Origin of the sequence: Lacrimispora sp., assembly GCF_032078915.1 — a bacterium.
Classification (GTDB): domain Bacteria; phylum Bacillota; class Clostridia; order Lachnospirales; family Lachnospiraceae; genus Lacrimispora.
The window spans coordinates 72,898-81,854 of record NZ_DAMAUN010000019.1 but is presented as its reverse complement, the minus strand read 5'-3'; the positions used below and the strand labels follow the sequence as shown (position 1 = coordinate 81,854).

Here is an 8,957-nt window from a genome sequence, read left to right as displayed (position 1 = left end):
AACGGCCTGGACCTTATTGAACGTTCCATAAAATCAGATTCCCATATTACCTTTATTCTCCTTTCCGGGTACAATGATTTTGAATATGCCAAACAGGCCATGAAATACGGGGTCCGTTATTATCTTTTAAAACCAACAGATAAAAATGAGCTGATCGAATCTCTGGTTTCCATAAGGAAGGAACGCCTTCAGGAGGATGAAAGCAGGAAGATGCAGCAGCAGGATTTCTTAAGAAGCCTTCATTTCCCCCTGGAGCAGAGCTTTATTATGGAGGCATTGGAGCACCAGGATTCCTTTCCGGCCGTATTCCGTAAATACCAGGGCCTTTTATCCCTTCCGAAGAACTGCATTTATGCCTGTATCTGTTCCTTTGTGGAAGAAAACTATATTAAAAACTTTATTTGTGACGTCAAAAAGCTTTTAGATGCTTCCAAGGTTCCCCTGCAGTTCTCCATTATTTATGTAAAAAACACTGCGGTCCTTATATTCCCGGCTTTTACTCTGGCAATACAGGAACGGATCGAAAGTGCCATAACCGGGCTCCGGTATCCCGGTCAGTCCGTTACTTTTGAGGCAGAATTCCTTCACAGGGATTCATCTGAAAAGCTTTTTCAGGATATCATTCAGAAGATTTCCCGTTTTGAACGGATTCTTCTCTTCAGTGAAGGAGGAGATGTCCATGAAATCAGAAACCATATCGCTTCCCCCTGGATGATCAGCAGGCTTGAGAACTCTATCACCTCTGCAGAGGATATGGTACAGGCTGAGGAACTCCTTGGCTCCGTCTTTATGGACTCCATTCCTTTATCTACCGCCAGAAACCTTGCATTAGGATTATTCCTTCAGATAGGGCCGGAACGGGAAAAGTTTCCTGTAGACGCCGCCTGTGATTTCTTCCGGCGGCTCTACTCCTGTGATACGGTATCCGGGATCCGGGAGCTTCTTCGTGTGGTATTGGTCCGGAAAGACACCGCATGCGGACCTCATAAGACCGTCTCCAACATCGCCCTATTAAAAGCCTACATCAGAGAACATCTGTACTCTGAAAATCTCTCTTTAAAGTGGCTGGCCGAGAATTATCTTTTCGTAAGCATAGGATACTTAAGCAAGCAGTTCGTAAAGGAAGAGGGGATGCGTTTTTCCGATTACTTAAACAAGGAGCGGATGGAGGAAGCCATCCGGCTGATGACCTATTATCAGAATGATAACATAAAGCACATTGCCCGTCAGGTAGGATTCGGCAGCAATCCCCAGTACTTCAGTCAGGTATTCAAGCGGTATACCGGCTACCCGCCGACCGAATATATAGAAAAGCTGAAAAACAAACATTAAGCATGCATGGAAAAGGAGAAAAATAATGATGACAAACGAACAGCTACTTGAAAAAATCAATTTGGTTGTGGAGAAGCTGATGAATCTTGGAGGATATGACTATGACAAAGACAAGAGCGTCAGCAGCACTGATACAAAAAAAGGGCTTATCCAAAGAGATTTTGGCATCGAGGAGTGGGACTGGCCTCAGGGAGTCGGACTATATGGCTTATATAAACTCCAGGAATTTTACGGAGACAGCCGGTATCTTCCCTTCTTTGAGCGATGGTACAGCGGCCACCAGAAAAAGGGGCTTCCTTCTAAAAACATCAATACCACCGCTCCATTTCTACCCCTGTCCTTTCTATACGAAGGCCTTGGCAATCCGGAGGAATTTTACGATCTGTGCGTTCAGAGGGCGGACTGGCTCATCAACGGCCTCCCAAAAACTCCGGACAACGGATTCCAGCATGTGACCAGCGCCATCGGAGACCGGGATGGCGTGAGTTTAAACAACGGACAGATCTGGGTCGACACTCTGTTCATGTCCGTGCTTTTCTTAAACAGAATGGGATGCATATCAAAAAACGCTCTTTGGAAAGACGAAGCGCTTCATCAGTTCCTGGTCCACATCAAATATCTCTTTGATAAACAGACCGGCCTCTTCCACCACGGCTTCAGCTTTGAGCGCATGGATAACTTCGGAGGCATCTTCTGGTGCAGAGGGAACTCCTGGTTTACCTACGGGATCATGGAATATATAGATACCTGCGGGGACGGCTTAGATAATGGGGTGAAGGCTTTCCTGACTGACACCTTCAAATCCCAGGCCTCCGCCCTTTTACGCCTTCAGTCCCCATCAGGACTGTGGAACACCGTTCTCACCGATGATTTAAGCTACAGCGAAGTCTCCGGCTCTGCCGCCATTGCCGCGGGACTTTTAAGAGGGGTGAAGGCAGGAATACTTGACGGTTCCTATAAGGCTGCGGCCGACCGGGCCATTGAAGCCATTTGCGCCAATATTTCTGAAGATGGAACTGTGTTAAATGTATCGGCAGGAACCGGAATCGGCATGGATTCCGACCATTATAAGAACATCGCCATCATGCCCATGGCCTATGGACAGGCTCTTGCCCTGACCGCTCTGTGCGAAGCTCTGGAAAAGGAATAACCCTTCGGCAATGCTGCCCGGAAAGAAAAGAAGGAACATGGCTGTGCTCTTGCCATGTTCCTTCTTTTTATGCCTTTTCATAAACCTTCTCTGCTGCCTCTTATGTCACTAGGCCTCTCCCCCATCCTTTCTGTATTTTAACGGCGTCACATCCGTATGCTTCTTAAATACCCGCTCAAAATAGGTAATACTTTCAAATCCAAGAATTTCTGATATTTCCGTAATAGAATACCCACTGTTTGTCAGAAGTTCTTTCGCCTTTCTCACTCTGGCCAGGTTCCTGTATTCATTTACTGAAAACCCGGTCACCTCCCGAAAGATTCTGCTTAAATAGGATTTGCTGATAAAAAAAGACTCTGCCAATTCCTCTAAGCTCTCTCCTGTCTCGCAGTGAAGTGTTAAATATTCCGCCACCTCATGCACCTTTCCATGCTTTGCAGTCTGAACCGTCGGGGGCATCTCCTTAAGTACGGTCTTCTTCCTGCTTCGGTAGACCATCAGTAAAATCTGGGAAAGCTTCAGCCTTACCATTATCTCATACCGTTCTCTCCGGTGTATCAGTTCCTCTGAAATCCCCAGCAACAGCTCCTTCATTTCTTCCCATTCCGCCTGGGAAAGCCTTGCCACTCCATAATAATCTCCAAACAGCTTCTCAAGGGAAGAGACCCCTGCCTGCTTAAGCCATGGTTCAAGGACTCTCCCGCTTAGCTGGAGAAGGATCCTGTCATGTCTCCTGCTTCCAGCCTGGCTCGTCTTATGGACCTGTTCCCGATTCACCAAAACTACATCCCCTGTTTTCACATAATAGGTTTCTTTTTCGATGAAATAGTAACGTTCCCCTTCCAGAAGAAAATAAAGTTCGTAGGTATCATGAAAATGCTTCATTGTCATGGAATATTCCTGGTCCCGGACCACCTCATCAATGGTGATTCCCTCCATGCTTTCCGAAAATATGGTTTTTTCCATCTCAGCCTCCAAAATAGTAGCCAAAAGTATGATTTTATTAAAAAAAGCCCCAATTATATAAGATTTCTAATACTATAATCCATTATAATATAACTTATCTTCTCTTGCAATGCAAGCATAGATAAAAGGGCTGCTTTTCGCCCGTCCATCTGATTAAGAAAACATCCTATTGTTTTCTTAATATAACTAATATGAACTTGCAGCAATGTCCAAGAAACCTTTTATAAAATTAATCTTTTAACAGGAGGAAACCCTTATGAACTATGCAGACAACAAAGTCAGCGATATTAATATCGCCTATATCGGAGGCGGCTCCAGAGGCTGGGCCTGGACCTTTATGACGGATCTGTCCATGGACGATTCCTTAAGCGGAACGATCCGTTTATATGACATCGATGAGACAGCCGCAAAAAATAATGAAATCATCGGCAACAAACTGACAAACAGAGAGGACACCACTGGAAAATGGAATTACGTCACCGCCGCCTCCTTAAAGGAAGCTTTAACGGGCTGTGACTTTGCAGTCATCTCCATTCTCCCCGGAACCTTTGATGAGATGGATTCAGACGTTCATCTTCCTGAACGGCTTGGCATCTACCAGTCCGTAGGTGATACCGCCGGTCCTGGAGGAATGGTTCGTGCCCTCCGCACCATCCCGATGTTTGTGACCATCGCAGAAGCCATAAAAGAATATTCACCAAATGCCTGGATCATCAACTACACGAATCCAATGTCCCTTTGCGTAAAGACTCTCTACCACGTATTCCCTGAGATCAAGGCTTTCGGCTGCTGCCATGAGGTATTCGGCACCCAGAAGGTTTTAAAGGGAATCTGTGAAGAAACCTTTGGCTTTGAAAACGTTGACCGCCGGGACATCAATGTAAATGTTTTGGGAATCAATCATTTCACCTGGTTTGACCAGGCTTCCTACAAGGGAATCGACTTATTCCCTGTTTACCGTGATTATATTGATGCTCACTACCAGGAAGGCTACAACGAACCAGATAAGAACTGGGCAAACAACAGCTTCGAATGCGCTCACAGGGTAAAGTTTGATCTTTTCCGCCGCTATGGCCTGATCGCTGCTGCCGGTGACCGCCATCTTGCAGAATTCATGCCTGGAGGCGAATACTTAAAAGACCCGGAGACCGTGAAAAGCTGGAAATTCGGCCTCACTACCGTTGCCTGGCGAAAAGAGGATTTGACGAACCGTTTAGCTAAGAGCCACCGTCTTGCAGGGGGCGAAGAGGAAATTGAACTGAAAGCATCAGGAGAAGAAGGAATCCTTCTGATCAAAGCCTTATGCGGACTTGAAAAAACAGTGAGCAATGTCAATATCCCCAATTCCTTCTTGCAAATTCCTAACCTGCCGGCAGAAGCCGTGGTTGAAACCAACGCCTTGTTCAGCCGTGACAGCATTAAACCGGTGGTGGCTGGTGCCATTCCGGAAAAAGTCCTTGAACTGATCGAGCCGCATGTTGCCAACCATCAGCGGATCCTTAAAGCCGCTCTCACTCATGACCGCTCCCTGGTATACGAAGCCTTCTTAAACGATCCTCTCGTAAAAGACCGGGCCAAAGAAGAAGAAATCAAAAAACTGGCAGACGACATGATCAAAAACACCCTGGCTTATCTGCCGGAGGGCTGGAAATAGTATTATAAAAATAAGAAGCTGCTGCAAAAAGCTAATCAAACATCAGATACTATATCTGATACAGATTCTCCTTTTGCAGCAGCTTCTTATTCTATTCTGAGCCATTCCCCCAGTTTTTCTTGGGTAATCCGGCTTTTTACTTAAACAGGCGTTTATTTCTCCAGAAATTTCAGGGTAAAATGTGCCTCCCCCTGCTCATCGATCTCCATAATCATGTAGGATGGCTTTCTCCCTTCCTGCCTGGGATAAGAAAGGCTGCCCGGGTTTAAGATCGTGATCCCGTTATGTACCTCATAAAAAGGCCTGTGGGTATGGCCGTACATAGCAATATCAATTCCTCTGTCCGCCGCTTCCTGCTCCAGGCGCTCAACCCCAAGGGATACATTATAATAATGACCATGGGTCAGCAAAACCCGGTACTTCCCTATTACCACTTCCCTCTCCCGTTCTAAATCCGAGAAAAAGTCATTGTTGCCAAGAACCATCTGAAGCTCACAGCCTGCGGGAACCCAGCCCGCTATTTTGTCTTCGCTGCCTTCCGAGTCTCCCAGGTGGATCAGCATGTCCAGCGATTCGGTTTCTGCAATGATCTTATGTAAACTCTCATCTTTGCGGTGCGTATCACTGACAATCAGTATTTTCATGATTCTCTCCCTCCTGTAAAAGTTTCTTTAAGCCGGCCTTTCATGGCCTCCAGAGCCTTTCCGCGATGGCTGATTTTATTCTTTTGTTCCATGGTAAGCTGGGCGCTGGTTACTCCGAATTCCGGTATATAGAGGATGGGATCATAGCCAAAGCCTTCCTTTCCGGCAGGCTGGTCAGCCAGAAGCCCTTCCATGGATTCTTCCGTATGGAGCACTGTTCCATCAGGCAGCACTGCGGCGATATTGCAGACAAAACGGGCGCTTCTTTCTCCGCCCTTTGCATGGGCAGCTCTGTCGAGGATATTCTGATTTTTGATCTCATAGGAAGTGTCCTCTCCCATATATCTGGCAGAAAGGATCCCAGGCTCTCCATTTAAGCAGTCCACAACCAGGCCGGAATCATCTGCAAGCACGATTCCTCCGGTTCTTTTCCACACTGCCCTGGCCTTTATCTCCGCGTTTTTCCCAAAAGTAGCTCCATCTTCCACAATATCAAGGCTTGCACCGGCCTCTTTCATGGAGAGGATCTCCATTCCTAAGTCTTTTAGGATCTCCCTGATCTCCCGCATTTTGCCTTCATTTCCTGTGGCAAATACGATCTTTTTATCGTTCATCTATTCCGTCCTCCATAAAACGTTTTCACCGGTCTTTTGTGTATGCCTTTAAACACAGGTTACACCTTTTCTCTTCGGCCCGTTCCCATGTCATGCCATCAGCACTGATATAGCCTTCTCCATCTGCCACATTGACAAAGGTACGTCCATCTCCCGCATCATACTCAATGGCCGCAGGGTGAACTGCATCCGGCGTAGTAATCTTTACGATAACCGCAAAGCGTTCCCCTGGGGAAAGCTCTAAATCTTCCCGATGATTTCCCATAAGAGGCACCGTATAGTATCCTCCATAGTCAAAGCTTCCCTTGGAAAGAAGAACCTTCCGCTCAAAATCCTGACCTTCCAAAATATCGGATTCTATCCCCGCATGACGAACCACGTAAACCTCATAGGAAGTGTGGGGACCTGTTGCATAGAAGCCTGCCGCTTCAAGGCTCTGGGAGGTTCCGGCCTCGTAAACATTAGAAAACCATACGGTATCTTCTCCATATCCCAGCTGGCCGACCCAGCCCCGGAGATCCGACTGATAAATGTGGTCATAATTGTCCGTATCTTCCACAACCGTATAAACAATGTTATTCCTTCCAATATTGAAATCATAATAGGATACATAAAAATATCCCTGGTCTCCGAATCCATCTCCCCAACTGTTCATACAGATAAATGCCCCATCTTCCTGAACTTCCCCATGAAAGTTCTCCTTCGGATAAGCATCGTCCCAGCCTATGATCACAGAATCATGGTTCGGAGGCTCTGTACCAGTGTAGCAATAAGCATAGGCCTCCTCATTATAGGACTCTGACCGGATGTCCCCTTCCGCAAGGGAAGTATAAAGGGCACTTTGAACTCCGCCATACATAAGAACCGCCTGTTTGATTTTCCTGAAATCTTTATCTGGCAGGATCTGAATCTCCTGAACATGCTTTACCGCTTTTAAGCCATCGGGGGAGATACCGTCGCCGTATGGGTCGTCTGCTTCCAATACCGGTCCTCTCCATGACAGCAGATAGGCCATGGACATGGTATATTCCCCGCCCTCTTCCTGGGGAATGCAAAACCCATTATTCAAAGACATATGGTCTTCCGAAAATTCATAGCTTTCACCTGGAAGCAGGGCTGCTTCCAGGGCCTGCAGAGAGGCAAAAGCCCAACAGGTTCCAATGGAACCCTGGTTTTTCACAGAGGGAACCCGGCCTTCCTTTCTCCCATCATAAAAGGCCGGGAGCTGCGCATTTATAATTTCCGATTCCGATGACACCCTCCGGCTGTCCGCCTGAGCACTTCCCGGCTCTTTTAAGTAATCCTGGTCTGCTATATTCACAGGAATAATTTCCGGACTGGGAATCCGGTATCCTGCAGAAAAACAGATGATCATCAGAAATAGGAAAAACCATCCTTTATTCTTCAACCGAAGCTCCTTTTTAAGAAAGTCCGATTCGCCTTTGGCTCATCGAAGCCTTGGGGGCTTTGGCCCCATAAACTGATAGAAATAGGTTTTCATCATACCATTATAAATTTTCCGGTTTTTATCCGCCTTTCTGCCGATGTATTTCTCAGCTTCCTCGTAGGCAGTGATCATGTACAGGGACCAGGCATCAAGAGCCTTATACCGTTCTCCAATCTGCCGGTACAGCTCCGGTAAATTCTTCTTTTCCTCAATTCGTTCTCCATAAGGGGGATTCGTAATAATAAAACCGTACTTTTTGGGATGACTTAAGGCAGTTAAGGGTCTTTGCTGAAAGTGGATCATGTGATCCACTCCGGCTGACTCTGCATTAGCTCTGGCAGCCTTTACAATCTCACCGTCTATGTCATAGCCCTGTATATCCACCTTGACATTTGAATCCAGAAGGTCGTTTGCCTCATCCATTGTCTCATACCAGCACTTTCTTGGAATCAGGTTTTTCCAGTCCTCGGCAAGGAAGGAACGGTTCATGCCTGGGGCCATGTTGGCCGCCATCATAGCCGCTTCGATCACAAAGGTCCCGCTTCCGCAGAAAGGATCCACAAGGATCCGGTCCTTGTTCCATGGAGTCAGCATAATAAGGGCCGCAGCAAGGGTTTCCGTGATCGGAGCCTTGCTGGTTAATGTACGGTATCCTCTCTTATGGAGAGAATCTCCAGTGGTATCGATGCCAACGGTCACTTCATCCTTATGAAGGAATACCCGCAGAGCATAGCTGCTTCCGGTCTCCGGAAACCACTCTACACCATAAGCCCCTTTTAACCGTTCCACCATGGCTTTCTTCATGATAGACTGGATGTCTGAGGGGCTGAATAATTTACTTTTAATTGAGGAAGCTTTTGCCACCCAGAATTTCCCATCCTGAGGTATAAAATCTTCCCAGCAAATTGCCTTGGTACCCTGAAAAAGCTCTTCAAAGGATTCTGCATGAAAGCATCCCACCTTTAGCAAAACTCTTTCTGCCGTACGAAGAAACACATTCCCACGACAGATAGCCTCATCATCTCCAATAAAGGTAACCCTTCCGTCTTCTACTGATGCAATGTCATAACCGAGATCCGTGATCTCTCTTTTTAAAACCGCTTCCATGCCGAAATGGCAGGGTGCGATCAGCTCAAATGTTTTTTTCACT

General features: G+C 46.7%; 8 protein-coding genes. 3 read left to right on the top strand and 5 right to left on the bottom strand.

The window, feature by feature from the left end; genetic code table 11:
* A partial coding sequence (locus tag RT269_RS10135) for a response regulator transcription factor (protein ID WP_313182333.1) occupies positions 1-1,332 on the top strand: 1,332 nt, incomplete at its 5' end.
* A 28-nt stretch (positions 1,333-1,360) separates the two neighbouring features.
* Positions 1,361-2,482 (top strand): glycoside hydrolase family 88 protein, encoded by a 1,122-nt coding sequence (locus tag RT269_RS10130; protein WP_313182337.1) that lies wholly within the window; start codon positions 1,361-1,363, stop codon positions 2,480-2,482.
* Between the two features lie 108 nt (positions 2,483-2,590).
* Here RT269_RS10130 and RT269_RS10125 read toward each other — a convergent pair whose 3' ends face one another.
* The gene (locus RT269_RS10125) at positions 2,591-3,448 is read right to left on the bottom strand and encodes a helix-turn-helix domain-containing protein (protein WP_313182332.1); all 858 of its coding nucleotides are present in this window, start codon (positions 3,446-3,448) and stop codon (positions 2,591-2,593) included.
* Between the two features lie 256 nt (positions 3,449-3,704).
* On the opposite strand from RT269_RS10125, the gene RT269_RS10120 reads away from it, so the two are divergent.
* Positions 3,705-5,102, top strand: a complete 1,398-nt coding sequence (locus tag RT269_RS10120; RefSeq protein WP_313182330.1) for a family 4 glycosyl hydrolase — start codon at positions 3,705-3,707, stop codon at positions 5,100-5,102.
* A 152-nt stretch (positions 5,103-5,254) separates the two neighbouring features.
* On the opposite strand, the gene RT269_RS10115 is transcribed toward RT269_RS10120, so the two are convergent.
* From RT269_RS10115 to RT269_RS10100, 4 genes are read right to left on the bottom strand one after another with little or no spacing between them, the layout of a single operon-like run.
* Positions 5,255-5,746: a metallophosphoesterase family protein gene (locus RT269_RS10115; RefSeq protein WP_313182329.1), complete on the bottom strand. Its 492-nt coding sequence runs from the start codon at positions 5,744-5,746 to the stop codon at positions 5,255-5,257.
* Positions 5,743-6,360 (bottom strand): RdgB/HAM1 family non-canonical purine NTP pyrophosphatase, encoded by a 618-nt coding sequence (rdgB, locus tag RT269_RS10110; protein ID WP_313182327.1) that lies wholly within the window; start codon positions 6,358-6,360, stop codon positions 5,743-5,745. The genes RT269_RS10115 and rdgB overlap by 4 nt, the downstream gene beginning before the upstream one ends.
* Positions 6,361-6,385: 25 nt before the next feature.
* Complete coding sequence (locus tag RT269_RS10105; protein ID WP_313182325.1) at positions 6,386-7,768, bottom strand: lectin like domain-containing protein; 1,383 nt, start codon at positions 7,766-7,768, stop codon at positions 6,386-6,388.
* A gap of 39 nt (positions 7,769-7,807) precedes the next feature.
* Entirely contained in the window at positions 7,808-8,956 is a 1,149-nt protein-coding gene (locus RT269_RS10100; RefSeq protein ID WP_331664128.1) for a class I SAM-dependent RNA methyltransferase, read from the bottom strand.
* Position 8,957: the final 1 nt, after the last annotated feature.

Coding starts and splice junctions, on each gene's coding strand:
- RT269_RS10130 (WP_313182337.1), top strand. CDS start 1,361: ATGACAAACGAACAGCTACTTGAAAAAATCAATTTGGTTGTGGAGAAG.
- RT269_RS10125 (WP_313182332.1), bottom strand. CDS start 3,448: ATGGAAAAAACCATATTTTCGGAAAGCATGGAGGGAATCACCATTGAT.
- RT269_RS10115 (WP_313182329.1), bottom strand. CDS start 5,746: ATGAAAATACTGATTGTCAGTGATACGCACCGCAAAGATGAGAGTTTA.
- RT269_RS10120 (WP_313182330.1), top strand. CDS start 3,705: ATGAACTATGCAGACAACAAAGTCAGCGATATTAATATCGCCTATATC.
- rdgB (WP_313182327.1), bottom strand. CDS start 6,360: ATGAACGATAAAAAGATCGTATTTGCCACAGGAAATGAAGGCAAAATG.